This is a genomic window from Pseudomonas sp. GM41(2012), assembly GCF_000282315.2.
GTDB lineage: Bacteria > Pseudomonadota > Gammaproteobacteria > Pseudomonadales > Pseudomonadaceae > Aquipseudomonas.
Map to the genome: position 1 here is coordinate 1275259 of NZ_AKJN02000007.1, position 16364 is coordinate 1291622.

General features: G+C 58.8%; 14 protein-coding genes. 3 read left to right on the top strand and 11 right to left on the bottom strand.

The annotated features are described in order from the left end of the window. Positions 1-7: 7 nt before the first annotated feature. Positions 8-919, top strand: coding sequence for a UDP-3-O-acyl-N-acetylglucosamine deacetylase (lpxC, locus tag PMI27_RS08780; protein WP_008147525.1), 912 nt, complete (start codon positions 8-10; stop codon positions 917-919). 67 nt (positions 920-986) lie between these two features. Here the strand turns inward: lpxC and PMI27_RS08775 are convergent, their stop codons facing one another. The 7 genes from PMI27_RS08775 to PMI27_RS08745 all read right to left on the bottom strand — a co-directional run bounded on the left by PMI27_RS08775 (position 987) and on the right by PMI27_RS08745 (position 11213). Continuing rightward, positions 987-2480, bottom strand: coding sequence for a sensor domain-containing diguanylate cyclase (locus tag PMI27_RS08775; RefSeq protein ID WP_008147527.1), 1494 nt, complete (start codon positions 2478-2480; stop codon positions 987-989). Positions 2481-2627: 147 nt separating this feature from the next. After that, entirely contained in the window at positions 2628-3947 is a 1320-nt protein-coding gene (locus PMI27_RS08770) for an OprD family porin (RefSeq protein ID WP_033053423.1), read from the bottom strand. A gap of 195 nt (positions 3948-4142) precedes the next feature. Continuing rightward, a complete protein-coding gene (locus PMI27_RS08765; protein ID WP_008147531.1) occupies positions 4143-4367 on the bottom strand; it encodes a hypothetical protein in 225 nt (74 codons plus the stop codon). A gap of 546 nt (positions 4368-4913) precedes the next feature. Beyond that, positions 4914-6278 carry a heavy metal sensor histidine kinase gene (locus PMI27_RS08760; protein WP_008147533.1) on the bottom strand — a complete coding sequence of 455 codons (1365 nt, stop codon included), beginning with the start codon at positions 6276-6278 and terminating at the stop codon, positions 4914-4916. Further along, positions 6268-6945 (bottom strand): heavy metal response regulator transcription factor, encoded by a 678-nt coding sequence (locus PMI27_RS08755; protein ID WP_008147535.1) that lies wholly within the window; start codon positions 6943-6945, stop codon positions 6268-6270. The genes PMI27_RS08760 and PMI27_RS08755 overlap by 11 nt, the downstream gene beginning before the upstream one ends. A gap of 9 nt (positions 6946-6954) precedes the next feature. Further along, positions 6955-10056 (bottom strand): multidrug efflux RND transporter permease subunit, encoded by a 3102-nt coding sequence (locus PMI27_RS08750; RefSeq protein WP_008147537.1) that lies wholly within the window; start codon positions 10054-10056, stop codon positions 6955-6957. Then, positions 10053-11213: an efflux RND transporter periplasmic adaptor subunit gene (locus PMI27_RS08745; RefSeq protein ID WP_008147540.1), complete on the bottom strand. Its 1161-nt coding sequence runs from the start codon at positions 11211-11213 to the stop codon at positions 10053-10055. The genes PMI27_RS08750 and PMI27_RS08745 overlap by 4 nt, the downstream gene beginning before the upstream one ends. Positions 11214-11826: 613 nt before the next feature. On the opposite strand from PMI27_RS08745, the gene PMI27_RS08740 reads away from it, so the two are divergent. Beyond that, the gene (locus PMI27_RS08740; protein WP_008147542.1) at positions 11827-12084 is read left to right on the top strand and encodes a hypothetical protein; all 258 of its coding nucleotides are present in this window, start codon (positions 11827-11829) and stop codon (positions 12082-12084) included. A 142-nt stretch (positions 12085-12226) separates the two neighbouring features. Next, positions 12227-13366 carry a transporter substrate-binding domain-containing protein gene (locus PMI27_RS08735; RefSeq protein ID WP_008147544.1) on the top strand — a complete coding sequence of 380 codons (1140 nt, stop codon included), beginning with the start codon at positions 12227-12229 and terminating at the stop codon, positions 13364-13366. Positions 13367-13426: 60 nt separating this feature from the next. Here the strand turns inward: PMI27_RS08735 and PMI27_RS08730 are convergent, their stop codons facing one another. The 4 genes from PMI27_RS08730 to PMI27_RS08715 form a co-directional block, all read right to left on the bottom strand. After that, positions 13427-14176: a YkgJ family cysteine cluster protein gene (locus PMI27_RS08730; protein WP_008147546.1), complete on the bottom strand. Its 750-nt coding sequence runs from the start codon at positions 14174-14176 to the stop codon at positions 13427-13429. Positions 14177-14248: 72 nt separating this feature from the next. Continuing rightward, positions 14249-14578: a hypothetical protein gene (locus PMI27_RS08725; protein WP_008147547.1), complete on the bottom strand. Its 330-nt coding sequence runs from the start codon at positions 14576-14578 to the stop codon at positions 14249-14251. Positions 14579-14757: 179 nt separating this feature from the next. After that, positions 14758-15216, bottom strand: coding sequence for a GNAT family N-acetyltransferase (locus PMI27_RS08720; RefSeq protein WP_033053425.1), 459 nt, complete (start codon positions 15214-15216; stop codon positions 14758-14760). Between the two features lie 27 nt (positions 15217-15243). Next, positions 15244-16146: a chemotaxis protein CheV gene (locus PMI27_RS08715; protein WP_008147551.1), complete on the bottom strand. Its 903-nt coding sequence runs from the start codon at positions 16144-16146 to the stop codon at positions 15244-15246. Positions 16147-16364: the final 218 nt, after the last annotated feature.

Here is a 16364-nt window from a genome sequence, read left to right on the forward strand (position 1 = left end):
CCAAGCCATGATTAAACAACGCACACTGAAAAATATTATCCGTGCTACAGGTGTAGGCCTGCACTCCGGGGAGAAGGTATACCTGACCCTCAAGCCCGCACCTATCGACACCGGCATTGTGTTTGTTCGTGCCGATCTCGACCCTGTGGTGCAGATTCCTGCCCGCGCGGAAAACGTTGGTGAAACCACGATGTCGACCACATTGGTCAGTGGTGACACCAAAGTGGATACGGTGGAGCACTTGCTCTCGGCCATGGCTGGCCTGGGCATCGATAACGCCTACGTCGAGCTCTCCGCGTCTGAAGTTCCGATCATGGATGGTAGCGCTGGACCTTTCGTATTCCTGATTCAATCGGCCGGCCTGGAAGAACAGGACGCACCGAAGAAGTTCATCCGGATCCTGCGGGAAGTGACAGTGGAAGACGGCGACAAGCGCGCCACTTTCGTCCCTTTCGAAGGCTTCAAGGTGAGTTTCGAGATCGATTTCGATCACCCGGTTTTCCGTAACCGCACACAAAGTGCAAGCGTGGATTTTTCCAGCACTTCGTTCGTAAAAGAAGTCAGCCGCGCCCGTACCTTTGGTTTCATGAGTGATATCGAGTACCTGCGCAAGCACAACCTCGCACTCGGCGGCAGCGTTGAAAACGCTATTGTGGTCGACGCGGATGGTGTACTGAACGAAGACGGCCTTCGCTATGAAGACGAATTCGTGAAGCACAAGATCCTCGATGCAATTGGTGACCTCTACCTGCTGGGCAATAGCCTGATTGGTGAGTTCAAGGGCTTCAAGTCCGGACATGCATTGAACAACCAGCTGCTGCGCAAGTTGATTGAGCAGACAGATGCTTGGGAAGTCGTGACTTTCGAAGACGCCAGCACTGCACCGATCTCTTACATGCGTCCAGTTGCGGCCGTGTAAGTAAAAAACCTCTCTAGTTTTTTAAAGGCTACCTTCGGGTGGCCTTTTTTTATGCCTGCGGGAACGATCAGGCAGCGACCACCCGATTCCTGCCTGCTTCCTTGGCCTGATACAGCGCCTTGTCCGCTGCAAACAATAGCTGTTCCAGACTGATCTCGGCGGAGGTGGTCCAGGTACTGATACCGATACTGACAGTAATCGGCGACTCGGCACCCGGCACCAGCGGCAATTGTTCCACTGTCGAGCGGATGTGTTCGGCAATCTGTTGCGCACCCTGGCTGTCGGTTTCCGCAAGAATCACCGAGAACTCCTCACCGCCATAACGGGCGACCAGATCGGCTGGTCGCCTCACATTGTCGGAGATCACCTTGGCCACCGAGCGCAACGCATCGTCGCCAGCCTGATGCCCATGACGATCGTTGAACGCCTTGAAATGGTCGGCATCAATCATCAGCAGCGACAACGGCTGGCCGGAACGTTGAGCGCGGAACCACTCATGGCGCAGGACCTGATCCAGCGTTCGGCGGTTGGCCAGGCCGGTCAAGGCATCGGTAGCCGCCAGTTGCGCCAGTTCCTGTTCGGCGTTGTGGCGCAGGCGCAGTTCCCGGCTGAGCAGCCAAGTCAGCCAGAGCAAGCCGATGCACAGCGCAACAGTCGCAACGCTGACCACCACCGCCGTGCGCTTCCACGACGCAAACACTTCATCACTGGACAGTGCAACGATGACGATCAACGGCAAGTTGCCCACCTTGGAGAACGTGTACAGGCGTTTGTCCTTATAGCGGCTTGAAACACCGGTGAAGCTGCCGTTGCCTTCTTTGACGATGCGCTGAAAGTTGGGACGGTTGCTGAAGTCCTTGCCAATAAGCTCTTCGGCCAAGCGGGGTTCCTGGGCCAGAAGAATCCCGTCCGAGCTGATCAGGTTGACCGAGCTGTCACGACCGATGCTCAAGCTGTTGAACAGTTGATCGAAATAACTCAAGCGCATGGCGGCTTCGGCCACGCCAAGAAATTCACCCTGTGAGCCGCTGACCCGGCGACTGAAGCTGATTCGCCATTCATGTTCAGGCAGTCTGGAACGGAAGGGACGGCTGATGAACATGCTCGGGTCGCGATTGTTCACGTGCGACTGAAAGTATTCGCGGTCAGCAAAATTGCCCTTTCTGGGCTCTACCGAGGCCGAGTCGGCGATCACGTCGCCCTTGTTGTCCAGCAACAAAATGTCGCCCTTGTACGGCGCGGCAGTGGCGCGGTCAAACAAGGCCAGATGGCGGATGCTAGGGGAAACGTTCTTGAGGTCTTCACGCTGGGAGGCGGCGATCAAGCCGAGCAAGGACAGGTCATAGAGTTCGACATTGCGCAGCACGTCGGCGTCGATCAGTTGCACGATGTTGGTGGCTGCACGAGTGGCCGACTGTTCAGCATTGGCCCGTTCGCGAATGAGCAGGAACGTCACGATGCTTAATATCGCAATTACCAACAGCAAACTACCAAGAACCAGAAGCCGCTCCGATCGCGTCGACCGGATCGGATGGTGAGATGTTGCATTGCTCACACTCATGGTTCTGACTTCTGCTAATGAGGCGTTATGAAAGTGTTTTGCAAGACTCAGGCAGAATCCCAGAAACCGTTTGCGTTCGGAGCGCCTGTATAAATCCCGGATAAAAAAAAGGCCAGCAAAACATGCTGGCCTTTTGCTTATTGAAGCTTAGAAGACATTGAGCGGGTAGTCGACGATCACCCGGTATTCATCGGTGTCCTGATCCAGCGCGCCGTAGCCGTTGCCTCCACGGTTGGTCGCCCATTGCAGACGCAACGCCAGGTTTTTGGCCTTGCCGCCCTGAACCACATAGTTGAGATCAATGTCGCGTTCCCAGTGCCTGGCGTTTTTGCCGTCAGCGCTGTACCACGAGGCATAACCGGGGCTGTCCGGATCGACCTTGGTCAGGTCCAGTTCACCTCGGGAGTAAGAGACCGCCGAGGTCAGGCCGGGTAGGCCGAGCCCGACAAAGTCGTAGGCGTACTTGAGTTTCCATGAGCGTTCGTTCGGGCCGTTGAAGTCCGAATACTGCTGGGAATTGTCGAGGTAGACGCTGTCGCCCTGGCTGATGTAGTCGAACGGCGTGTTGCCGTTGACCCGCTGATAGGCCGCGGTAACGCTGTGATTGCCCACGCCAACGGTGAAATGCAGGCTGTAGGTGTTGTTGTCGATGTGGCCCAGCAGCGCATCGCCGGTGTCTTGCGTGTGATAGGCATGCAGACCCGGGTTGAGGCTGACCAGATCGTTCAAGGCGTAGGTGTAATCCAGGTCGTAGTAATACTGGTTCCAGATGTCCTTGAGTTCGGAAGCATAGAGGCTGCTGGTCAACCCCGGCAGGCCGCTCCAGGCCACGCCGGCCCAATTCAGGTGCTTACTTTCGTCACCGTCGGCCAGGCTGCCGTAGGACGTGCCGATTCGGGTGTGTCCACTCTGGTTGTAAGGCTTGGTGAAACTCGCCTGGCCACCTTCGATCATCCAGCCGTCGAAACTGTGGTTGGTCAGGCTGACGCCGCGAAAGGTCTGGGGCAGCATGCGGGTTTCGCCGCCGGCGATCACCGGGTTGGTGAGAAACAAGTCACCGGCCTTCAGTTCAGTATTGAAGGCACGCATTTTCAGCGTGCCGCCCGCCGTCGAGAAAGAACCTGGCGCTTTGCCGTTGCCATCGCTGACCGGCAGGATGCTCGAATTATCAGTGCCGCCACCGCCGTCGAGCTTGAGCCCGAGCATGGCGTGGGCGTCAACGCCGAAACCGACGGTGCCTTGGGTGTAGCCCGATTCGAAGAGGCCAAGGAAACCCTGGCCCCATTCAATGTTGTCGTCCGTCTGCTGCAGGCGGTTGCGGTTCATGTAGTAGTTACGGGCGTTGAGGTTGAGGCTCGATCCTTCAACGAAACCTTCGGCGTTTGAGTCGTCTGCGGCGTGAGCAGCAGGCGTCACCGTTGCAGCGATTGCAATGAATAAAGGGCTGAATCTGAGAGGGAAACGCACTAGCGGTAAAGCTCCTTGGGTCAACTAAGAGCCTCATTGTTTTGAGACTCAGGATGTTTCTTGTTAGGGAAGACGAACTAAAGCTGTTTAAAACCACAACGAAAAAAAGCCGCTGATAGCAGCGGCTTTGAAGACAACTTTTCAAAGGGAAGAGCCGATGAAAAGTGTCGAGGGAAACAGAGTGATACTGGGCAATCAGCTGTCTTTCTCAACCACTGGCTGGGCCTGAGTGCTCGACGCTTGAGGGGTTTGCGCAGCTTCCTGAGCCTTGGCCGTCATTTCGCTCTGAGACTGTTCGAACGCAGCCGCGCGTGCGGAGTTTTGCGTGACGAACGTCTGCGACTCTTCAGCGATGGCGAACGGAGACAGAAACAAAGAGGACAAAACGAAAGCGCTGGCAATACCCATAGTGTTGGACATCTTTAAAACCTTCTTGCTTGGCAAGTGCTGTTTGGTGGGGCCAAGATAAGGGGGATTTGCGAGGGGAAAAAGAGCGGATTCATGAAAGGACTGTTGCGCTTAAAGCAACAGTAGATAGCCGGAGTGAACAAGTCCTGTGGTGAGGTGGCTTCTGAGGTGATGGGCTCTGGGCTGAGGGGACTTCTGTGCTGAAGGGGCTTTTGTAGTGAAGGGGTTTTTGTTGCAAAAGGGCTTTTGTGGTGAAGGGGTTTTTGTGGCAAAGGGGCTTTTGTGGCGAGGGGACTTGTCCCCGTTCCAGTGCGTAGCGCTGGCAAGATTTCGGTAACACTATAGATTTTTGGGGCCGCTCCGCAGCCCAACGGGGACAAGTCCCCTCGCCACAAAAGCCCCTTCAGCACAGAAGTCCCCTCAGCCCAGAGCCCTTCACCACAAAAGCCCCTTCAGCACAGAAGGTCCCTCAGCCCAGAGCCCATCACCACAAAAGGCCCCTCACCACAAAAGCCCTTTCACCAAAGAAGCCCGCTTGCCACAGAGGGCCGGGCTGGATCAGACGGGGAGGTGAATGCCGAAGGTATTCATGCCGTGATCACTGCGCACAAACACATCCCCGCCGTGCATCAGTGCAATCGCCTTGACGATCGCCAACCCCAAGCCATGGTTATTCCCACTGTTGCTGCGCGACGCATCGACCCGATAAAAACGCTCAAACAGCCGCGACAAATGCTCGCTGGCAATCGGCGATCCAGGGTTCGCAACCCCGATGCTGACCTGATGCTCCTCAACCTCGATCCGCACCTCAATCACCTGCCCAGGCTCGGTGTGCTGCACCGCGTTGCTTAGCAGGTTGATCAACGCCCGGCGCAGATGAGCAATCTCGATCCGCACCTGCGCATCACCGCTGACCTGCACCTGAACCTGCGCGTCTTCAAGAATGAAATCCAGATACTCCAGCGTCGTTGCCACTTCATCGGCCAGCGAGGTGGAGGTCAGTTTGGTGGCTTTGCTGCCTTGGTCTGCGCTGGCGAGGAACAGCATGTCGTTGATGATCGAGCGCAGTCGCTCAAGCTCTTCAAGGTTCGATTGCAGCACTTCAAAATAGTGTTCGGCGGATCGCCCGCGAGTCAGCGCAACCTGGGTCTGGCCGATCAGGTTGGTCAGGGGCGAGCGCAGTTCATGGGCCACGTCCGCGTTGAACGACTCAAGGCGTGAGTAAGCCTGTTCGACTCGCTCCAGTGTCGAGTTGAACGAGTTCACGAACTGATTCAGTTCCGGCGGTAGTGGCGACAATTGCAGGCGACCGGACAGCAGTGGCGGTGCCAGTCGCTGGGCTTCCTGGGACAGCTTGATCAGCGGTTTAAGGCCGATTCGCGCCACCCAATAACCGAGGGCTGAGGCCAGCAACACGCCGATGATCGCCAGGCTGATCAGTGCAATCAGCAAATGGTGCTGAGTCTGCAAAAACGTCTCGGTGTCGATGCCGATCATGAAGCGCAACGGCGGGCGTTGATCCTTGGCCGGGAACTGACTGACCAGCACTTTCAGCGGATAAGGCTGATCCGCAAGATTCAAGTCGCGCATGCCCAGCGGGCCTTCGGCAAAGGCGCGGATCTGTGGCGTCAGGTTGCCGTATTCGTAGTGCGGATCACCGCTGATGATCCAGAAGCTGATGCGTTTGTCTTCTTCGCCGAGCAGCTTGAGCTTGTTGTTGATCTTCACCCAATGCTCGGGCGTGCCATAACGCCCGACCGTGGATTCAAGCACGCTGTAGCGCGCGTCCAGTTCAGCCTCGGGCAACAAACCCAGGCCTTTATCGACCTGTTGATACAGCGCCCAGCCGATCAACAGAAACACTAGCAGCGCCACCAGCGTGAACATCCCGCTCAGGCGCAGGGCAATCGAGTTACTGGACACCACGGCTCTCCAGCACATAACCCATGCCACGAATCGTGTGCAGCAGCTTCTCTTCGAACGGCCCGTCGAGCTTTGCGCGCAAGCGTTTGATCGCGACTTCGACAACGTTGGCGTCGCTGTCGAAATTGATGTCCCAGACCATTTCGGCAATGGCGGTTTTCGACAGAATTTCACCCTGACGGCGGGCCAGCACGCTCAATAGCGAGAACTCCTTGGCGGTCAGGTCCAGACGCGTGCCGGCACGGGTGGCTTTGCGGCTGATCAAATCTATCCACAGGTCGGCGATGCTCACCTGCACCGGTTCGTAGCCACCGCTGCGGCGGGTCAGCGCCTGAAGGCGCGCCACCAGTTCCAGAAAGGAAAACGGTTTGCCAAGGTAATCGTCGGCACCGTCGCGCAGGCCTTTGATGCGATCTTCCACACGCTCGCGGGCGGTGAGCATGATCACCGGGGTTTGCTTGCGCGCACGCAACGCGCGCAGTACGCCGAAGCCGTCGAGGCCCGGCAGCATGACGTCGAGGACGATCACCGCGTAGTCGCTTTCCAGCGCCAGGTGCAGGCCTTCAACGCCGTCGCGCGCCAGGTCCACGGTGTAACCCTGTTCCGTCAGGCCGCGGTGCAGATAATCCGCGGTTTTTTCTTCGTCTTCGATAATCAGAACGCGCATGACCCCGCCTCAGTCTGTGGTCGTCAGCGCCGACATCGGTGCTGGTTTTGGTCGATGGAATAGCCGTTCGAGCATTAAGTATATGACCGGCGTGGTGAACAACGTCAGCGCCTGGCTCACCAGCAAGCCGCCGACCACCGCGATGCCCAATGGCTGGCGCAGTTCGGCGCCGGTGCCGTAGCCGAGCATCAGCGGCAGGGCGCCAAGCAGGGCGGCGAGGGTGGTCATGATGATCGGCCGGAACCGCGTCAAACACGCCTCATAGATCGCCTCTTCGGGAGGCAAGCCACGGTTACGTTGGGCGTCCAGCGCGAAGTCGATCATCAGAATGCCGTTCTTCTTGACGATGCCGATCAGCAGCACCAGCCCGATCAGCGCCATGATCGAAAAGTCCTGCCCGCAAATCCACAGCATGATCACCGCACCGAGCCCCGCCGACGGCAGCGTCGAGATGATGGTCAGCGGATGGACGAAGCTCTCGTAGAGCACGCCGAGAATGATGTACACCGCCACCAGCGCCGCGAGGATCAGCCACGGCTGACTGGCCAGCGAACTCTGGAACGCCTGGGCCGCGCCCTGGAAATTACCGCTGATGGCCACCGGCATGCCGATGTCGGTCTTGGCCTGATTGAGCATGATCACCGCATCGCCCAACGCGACGCCGGGCGCCAGGTTGAACGACAGGTTGGCCGCCGGGAACATCCCGTCGTGAGCAATGGACAACGGGCCGATCGTGGGCGCATCGAATTTGGCCAGGGCTGACAGCGGCACCATTTCCCCGCTCAGGGGCGAGCGCAGGTAGAAATAGTTGAGGCTTTCGGCCTTGCCGCGCTGCTTGGTGTCCAGTTCCAGAATCACGTTGTACTGGTTGGTCTGGGTCTGAAACTCATTGATCTGCCGCTGGCCGAAGGCGTCGTACAACGCTTCGTCGACATCGCTGGCGGTCAGGCCGAAACGCGCTGCGGCGCTGCGGTCAATGCTGATGTGGGTGATGCTGCCACCCAGTTGCAGGTCGTTGGAAATGTCACGGAACGCCGGGTTGGCGCGCAGTTTTTCCGTCAGGCGCTGGGTCCAGGTGCTCAGGAGTGCCCCGTCGTTGCTCTTGAGCACGTATTGGTACTGCGCGCGACTCGGACCGGAGCTGAGGTTGATGTCTTGCCCGGCGCGCAGGTACAGCACGATGCCCGGGACTTTCATCAGTTGCGGACGAATCCGGTCGATGAACTGGCTGGCGGACACATCGCGGTCACCGCGTTTTTTCAGCGAAATCCAGAAGCGGCCGTTGGCGATGGTCTGGTTGCTGCCCGAAACGCCGACCGAATGGGAGAACGTCTCGACGGCGGGATCGGCGGCAACGATTTCGGCCATCGCCAGGTGTTTTTTCACCATGTCGCCGTAGGAAATATCAGCGGCTGCTTCGGTGGTGCCAAGGACGAAACCGGTGTCCTGTACCGGGAAGAAACCCTTCGGAATGAAAATGTACCCGGCGACCGCCAGGCCGAGGGACAGACCGAACACACCGATCATCAATTTCTGATGGGCGAGGGCGCGGCGCAAGCCCTTCTCATACAGCGCCAGCAAGCGTTCGCCGAAACCCGGTTTGCCGTGGGCGTGATGCACCGGCGCGCGCATGAATAGCGCCGCCAGGGTCGGCGCCAGCGTCAGGGACACCACCACGGAAATCATGATGGTCGAGGTGGCGGTCAGGGCGAATTCCTTGAACAGCCGCCCGACCACACCCCCCATGAACAGCAGCGGAATGAACGCCGCCACCAGCGAGAAGCTGATCGAGACCACGGTAAAACCGATCTCGCCGGCGCCCTTGATCGCCGCCTCGCGCATGCCGTCGCCGGCTTCCAGGTGACGGTGAATGTTTTCCACCACCACAATCGCATCGTCCACCACAAACCCGACCGACACCACGATAGCGACCAGTGTCAGGTTATTCAGACTGAAGCCCATGATGTACATCAGGGCAAAACTGGCGATCAGCGACACACCGAGCACCGACGCCACGATCAGGGTCGCCGACAACTGCCGCAGGAACAGCGCCATCACTGCCACCACCAGCAGGATTGCGATCAGCAGGGTGACTTCCACTTCATGCAACGAAGCACGGATGGTCTGGGTGCGGTCGATCAACACTTTGACCTGCACCGATGCCGGCAGCATGGCCTCCAGCGTTGGCAGGGCCGCTTGAATACGGTCCACGGTCTCGACGATGTTGGCCCCCGGTTGCCGGAAAATCACCAGGTTCACCCCCGGCTGACCGTCAGCCCAGGCCTGGATGTAGGCATCTTCCGAACCGTTGACGACTTTGGCCACATCCTTGAGATGAACCGGTGCGCCATCCTTGTAGGAAACAATCAGCTGACCGTATTCCTGGGGGTGGAACAATTGGTCGTTGGTGGACAAGGTCGAAATGCTCGACTCGCCGTACAACGCCCCCTTGGCCAGGTTGAGGCTGGTCTGCTGGATCGCCAGACGAATGTCCGCCAGGGTCAAGCCAATGGCGGCGAGTTTGTCCGCTGACGCCTGCACGCGAATCGCCGGACGTTGCTGACCGGTGATGTTGATTTGGCCTACGCCATCGATCTGGCTGATCTGGCGGGCGAGCAGGGTTTCCACCAGGTCACTGACTTCGGTGCCGGGCATTTGCGGCGAGTTGATGCTGAGGATCAGCACCGGGCTGTCGGCCGGATTGACCTTCCTCCAGTTCGGCAGGTTCGGCATGTCTTTGGGCAGTTTGCCGGCGGCGGTGTTGATCGCGGCCTGGACTTCCTGCGCGGCGGTGTCGATGCTTTTGTCGAGGGTGAATTGCAGGGTCAGAATGGTCGAGCCCAGGGCGCTGCTCGAGGTCATCTGGGTCACGCCGGGAATGGCGCTGAATTGCACTTCAAGCGGCGTGGCCACCGACGAGGCCATGGTTTCGGGGTTGGCGCCGGGCAATTGCGCGGCGACCTGGATGGTCGGGAATTCCGCTTCTGGCAATGGCGCGATGGGCAGGCGCGGGAACGCGATGACCCCGAGCAGCACCAGCGCAAAGGTCAGCAGGATCGTCGCCACCGGATGGTCGATGCACCACGCGGAAACCGAGCCATGGCCCTTCATGGTTTCGGCTCCGATTGCACCACTTGCGGTGGGTCGGTCACTACCTGCACGGTCGAACCCGGTTTGAGCCGCGACTGGCCGTCGCTGACCAGCACATCGCCCGGTTTCACGCCTTTGATGAGGTCCTGGCCGCTGCCTTGATAAACCATCTGCACCTGAACGGCTTCGACCTTGTCGCCATTGACCCGGTAGACGAAATGTTGATCGAGGCCACGTTGTACGACGGTGGGCGGCACCACCAGCGCATTTTTATCCAGTGCGGTCTGAATCTTTACCGTTACCAGCAGGCCCGGCCAGAGTTTCTGTGCTGGGTTGGCGAATTCGGCTTTGGCGCGGATGGTCCCGGTGTTGGCGTTGATCTGGTTGTCGATCAGGGTCAGGCGGCCTTCGCCCAGCAGGTTGCCGGTTTCCCCGTCGGTGTCGGCGCCGATATAAGCCTTGACCGGCGTGTGCTGTGGATCGTTGATCAGTCCCTGCAGGGTCGGCAGCATTTGCTGTGGCAGCGAGAACTCCACGGCGATCGGGTCGATCTGGGTCACCGTGAACAGGCCTTGAGCGTCGGTCATGCGCAGGAAGTTGCCTTCATCCACTGTGCGAATACCGACGCGACCGGTCACTGGGGAGCGAATCTGTGTGTAGGAGAGCTGCACTTGAGCGGCGTCGATCGAGGCCTGGTTACCTTGGGCGGTGGCTTTGAGTTGGTTGACCAACGCCTGTTGCTGGTCATAAGTCTGTTTGGATACGCCGTCGTCCACGCTCAGTAGCTTGTAGCGTTTGAGGTTGACCAGCGCGACTTGCAGCTGCGCCTGGCTTTCGCCGAGTTGCGCCCGGGCCTGATCGAGGCTGGCGCGGATCGAGCGGTCGTCGATGGTGGCGAGCAGGTCGCCTTTGTTCACCAGTTGGCCTTCCTTGACCAACAATTTGGTGAGGATGCCGTCAATTTGCGGGCGCACCACAACGCTATGCAGGGACAGTACCGAGCCGATGCCGCTGACGTAGCGGGGGACGTCTTTTTCGGTGACGTTCACTACCCGAACGGGGATCGCAGTGGGTGCGGTCAGTTTGGTGGTAGCGGGCTTGACGGCGTACCACAGGCCCAGCGCTGCCAGAACGATCAGAAGGGCTGCGAGCAAGGCGGGTTTTTTCTGAATTCGCATGCGAGTGGGGCGCCGGGGCTGGGGTGGTCGGAATTCTTTCAGGTTTATACCTTCCTTTATAAACCTGTTCGCCCGTCAGGAAGGTGACTGCTAACTGACGGCGCTGTCAGTTTGCTAGCCGGCCAGGCGGTTGTGGACCGGGTACATATCCATTTCTGCGGTAACGGCCACTTAGGGTTTCGCCCTTACGGCGACTCACTTTTTTTTCAAACCGGTACGTGTCAAGGTACCTGTCGCCTTGCTCCTACAGTTGTTAGCCCGTTGCGCCCCTAATTTCAGGGCGTTCCGGGTTTAAATACACCGCATCTGCGAGCTAACGCTCGGCCTGTTGAGTGGTGAAAAAGCGGATGATGTACGCCGCTTTGCTTCTGTAGGAGCATGGCTTGCCCGCGATGGCGGCCTGACAGCTGACCAATGTCTCGCAGATGGACACCGTTCCATTGTAGGAGCCGAGCTTGGTCCGGGCGGCGTTCCGACGAAGGCGTCAGGTCAGTCGATACAAAACCCGACGGACTCGCTTGCTGCTTGAAGCTTGCGACTCCCGACACAGGTATACTGCCGCCTTTCGCGGCTCGCTGACCGGGCCCGACTCTATGCATCACCCGGAGCTTTCATGACTTCCCCAACACAACCGCCGGTTGCCGACGCTTTGAGCGACGACCAGGCTGACCTGCCAGACAGCGTCGACTCCAGCGCAGACAGCGAAACCAAAGCCGAGATCCCGGCGTTCAAGTTCCCGTTCAAGCCGGGCGACCTGGCCGCAGCGAAGAACGCCAGCCAGCCCTGGTACAAGAACGGCGCCAAGAATGGCCATACCAAGACGCCGGGGGCGGCGCCTCCTGGCACTCGTCGCTCCATGGGTAAACGCTGACTGTCAGGCGTTTTGTTGAGCGGTAATTGTTCTTTCTGTCATTGAGATAGTTCTTACAAAGATGAGCGATTTGTCCTCTGGGTAAGTCGGTGGCCACTCGTCGAAGATTCATGCCCGTGAATTTTCGATGAAGGCCGCCAAAATGTCTCTGGTAAAAACCCTCTCTCTACTGTCGCTGGTGGCCCTGACCACTGGCTGCATGTCGTCCACGTCCGATCCACAGATCCGTTTCGGTGTTGAAGCCCTGGTTCCGCCGTTCGAGAGCCGTAACGACAAGGGGGAGCTGGTCGGATTGAACATCGAGTTGGGTAACGCACTGTGTGCCGAAACCAAATCCCGCTGTGTCTGGGTTGATCAGGATTACGCGACCAACATTCATGCCCTTGAAGCCAACCGTTTCGACGTGATCATGCCGATGACCGCCACCCCTGCGCGTCGCGAGCGGGTTGATTTCACCGAAGACCTGTATCCCTTGAGTAACCGTCTGGTGGCTCGCGTGGGCTCGAATTTGCAGCCGGATGCGCAATCACTCAAGGGCAAGCGTGTCGGCGTCCTTGCGGGGACAAGTCGCGAGGCTTTCGCCAAGGCTCGCTGGGCGGCGGCCGGGGTGACGGTGCGCAGTTTCAATTTCAACGACCAATTGGTCGCCAGCCTGCTGGCGGGTGATATCGATGCGACCCTGCAAGACTCCGTTGAAATTACCCACGCGTTATTAAGCCTGCCCCAAGGGCAAGCTTTCGCGTTTGCCGGAGCCCCTCTCAAGGACCCCATGCTGGGCAGTGGCGTGGCCATGGCCGTGCGAAAAACCGACACCCTGCTGCGCGATAACCTGAATGCGGCGCTTGAGCGTCTCAAGCAAAATGGCCAGTACCAGGCGATTACCCAGCGTTATTTGCCTCCCGCAGCGCCAGCCTCACCACGCTACTTTCCGAATGAGGAAGGTCTGGCATTCTCCGATGCGGTGCAGGTCGGCGAGACCATTTACCTTTCCGGGCTGCTCGGCCTCGGGGCTGATGGTGAGTTGGTGAAGGGCGGCATCGGCCCGGAGACGACCCAGGTCATGGAGAACTTGCGTACCGCGCTGCAACGCAGTGGTTCGTCCCTGGTTCAAGTGGCCAAATGCACGGTCATCCTTGCCGACATAAGGGATTTTTCCGCCATGAATGCTGTGTATCGTAGTTTCTTTGCGGCGGATCGTTTGCCCGCACGTACAACGTTTGCCGGCAAGTTGGTCGAGAACGCGCGGGTAGAAGTGGAATGTCTGGCGGTGACGGCCAGCTAACCCTCTTGACGACGAATCACTGCGCAACGGGATTGCGCAGTGGTTCCGAAGTCTTGGGTCTCAGGCTGCCCGCAACGAAATGAACGCGTAATTCTCGGGAGCATCCGTCGCCACGTGCGCCCCGGCCGCCTGCACTTGCCCGGCGACGTCCTCGCCCGACACATGAAACAACCAGTCAGCGCCTGACTCAGCCATTGGCTGTGTCGTAACTTGGTCGATGACCACGGCGAACGCCGTCATGTCCGGCAGATAAGCAGTAAACCCATCGCCCTTCAGTGCTGTAGTCCGAATCCCCAGCAACGCGCAAATCGCATCCTTGGTCCGAATGTCATCGCGATCCGCCTGGCGGGAGCGCTGGATCAATCCGGCCAGTTCCTGATCGACCAATTCACCCCCCACAATCAGATCCGGTCCCTTTTCCCACGACTCGGGAGGACATTCCTTCACGGCAATGTTCAGGGGAATATGCGGATTGATTTCCATCGGGTAAATGCGGCACACCAGCGGCCGGCGTTCATAGATGCGGCAGAGGTTATCTTCGTCAAGATTCCGGCAACGACCAACGTTGTAGGCGGCGAAGGTGATGGCTATGTACGCCTCGGTTGCGCCGCTTCGAACCATCAGCGAACGGCGTTCGGCGTGTTCGCGTTGCTGCACTGGCAGGCCCAGGCCATTACCCAGGAAACCTTCCACCAGCACGATCACCTGACCGCCATCGGCCGCCCACATCCGGGCTTCGGGCAGGGTCAGGGGCACATGGTGGTCGTTGCAGCATTTGCCGCAACCTACGCAGGAAAACGTCGTATTCATTGAACGGCCAGTCGCATAAAAGGACATGAAGCGGCGACAGAATGTCGTCGTAAAGGCCGCTATCGAAGCAAGTTATGCGCCAGTCACTGCGGTTGGGCGGATGGAGTCCCATTCGGTGACGTAAGCGGTCTTGCTTTTTTTGTTGTAAAGACACAGTTCGGTGCCTTGCTGGCCTTTCATGTGTTTTTGCGGGTATTGGCCTTGCAACAGCAGTGCGGTGTAGCCAACCCGGTCATCGAACTGGGCGGCGTTGCCCACGGGTTTGACATTTTTCAAGCCGCTGGCCTTGGTGCAACTGGCAAGCACGGCTTTGTCGTAGGCGGCCCAGGCGTCGGGGCTGGAAGCGTGAGCCTGGGAGGCGAGAGCGGTGAGGCAGAGGAGAGTCAGGCTTGCTGCTTTCATGGGGGCGGGCATCCTTGGGGGTGTTTGGGCCAAGGTTGGAGTATGCCTGATGGTTTCAGGTTGAATGTTTCGGCCCCTTCGCGAGCAGGCTCGCTCCCACATTGGCTCTGCATCGGACACAGATTCTGTGTACGACGAAGATCTATTGTGGGAGCGAGCCTGCTCGCGAAGGCGGTGTGTCAGGCCGGAACCGGTTCCCGGCGGATCACACGCATCCCGGCACTTTCATACAGCCGCTGCGCCCGAAGGTTGTCTTCCAGCACTTTCAAATCCACAAAACCTTCGCGTCGTTGCTGAAATATGTTGAAAGCATGTAGCAGCAACGCGCGTCCTAAACCTTGGCCTTGAGCCCGTGGATGCACCACCAGGTTCTTGATATAGGCGCTGGTCCAGCACTGGCACACGCCGACGATGCCTTCGGCATCCAGAGCGATGAAGCACAGGCTCGGATCATATTCAGGATCGGTTTCAAAACGCTGTTGCCAAACGTCCAGGACCGGCACGCGACCGCCACCTTCCTGATAGCCCAATTCCATCAAACGATGAACGGCTTCAGCCAGTTCGGGGCGGTATTCGCTGAGGGTGATTCCCTGAGGCCAAGCGATCGCAGGCACACCTTCAGTGAGGTTGCGCCGCATCAGAAAGCAGAAGTCCTTGCTCAAGCTTCAATGACCTTGTTCAGCGACAGCCTTGGCCGCCTCGATCAGGCACTTGGTCAGTTCTGGCGAGGAGAACTTGGTCAGCACCGCGTTCGCGCCGGCAAGACGGGCCTTTTCGCTGTTCATCGCACTGTCCAAAGAGGTGTGCAGCAGCACGTAGAGGTGCGAGAAGTCCGGGGTTTCGCGCAGGGTTCGGGTAAAGGCGTAGCCGTCCATCTCCGACATTTCGATGTCCGAGACGATCAGGTTGATCTGCTGGGCCGTGCCTTGCAGGTCCAGCAAGCAGTCGATGGCTTCCTTGGCACTGCGGGCGGTGTGGCATTGCAGGCCGAGGTTGCGCAGGGTGTGGACCGACTGCTGCAGCGCCACCTGGCTGTCATCGACCACCAGAATCCGCGCGTTGCCGAGTACTTCGGCGTCTTCCATGCTCAGTTCGGTCGGGGCCGTTTCGATCTGCGCCGGGGCGATGCCATGGATCACTTTTTCGATGTCCAGCACCTGTACCAACGTGCCGTCGACCGAGGTCACGCCAGTGATGTATGAACGCACGCCGCCAGAGCCGAACGGCGGTGGACGGATGTCGGTGGTCAGGCAGTGGACGATCTTGCTCACGGCCTGAACGTGCAAACCCTGCTTGGAACGGCTGACATCGGTGACGATCAGGCAGCCACCGTTCGGGTCTTCCAGCGGCCGTTCGCCGATGGCACGGCTGAGGTCGATCACCGACAACGAGGCACCGCGCAGGGTGGCGATGCCTTTGACGTGGGGGTGCGACTCCGGCAGCTTGGTCAGCGGCGGGCAGGGAATGATTTCACTGACTTTCAGCAGGTTGATCGCCATCAGCTTGCCGCTGCGCAAAGTAAACAGCAGAAGCGAAAGTGAGTCTGCGCGGGCTTTGTTTGAAGACATAAAAACCTTCTGTGGAAAAAGGTGATGGGCAATCGCGAGGATCGCCAGCAGCTATCGATGCCGGGTTATCGACTTGTTGCGGGCAGGCTTTAGGGCTAATCCCTATCCATTGGTCCAACAGCGAACCCTGTGGCGAGGGGGCTTGTCGGAACGCCGCACCGCCCCGTTGGGGCGCGAAGCGCTCCCCCGCTATTTTCCAGTTAGAGCTTCATGGCTGG